The sequence below is a fragment of the Flammeovirga sp. AWQ4_249 genome (assembly GCF_056161045.1).
In genome coordinates, this window is the sequence record NZ_JBSWYJ010000177.1 from 1 (window position 1) to 204 (window position 204).

Annotated in this window: 1 protein-coding gene; it reads left to right on the forward strand. The window is 27.5% G+C overall.

Annotated features, from left to right (window positions below; all coding sequences use genetic code 11):
• A partial coding sequence (locus ACXAHM_RS26540) for a hypothetical protein (RefSeq protein ID WP_474967094.1) occupies window positions 1-204 on the forward strand: 204 nt, incomplete at both ends.

Consider the following 204-nt stretch of genomic DNA (forward strand, 5'->3'; position numbering starts at 1 on the left):
AACTTATCAATAAATTAAAAGAAAAAGGTATCAATATGGATGGTTTTTCAGGTAAAGTTGAAGTTCAGTATATTGTGATGCCTGGGAAAACGAATCAGGTAGATACTGCAGTTAAAGCTATAAATAAAAAGAAAGAAAACTTCATAAAAGATAAGCCGAAGTTTAAAAGTGTAGAGAATAATATCATAATACAAAAGTTTCAAT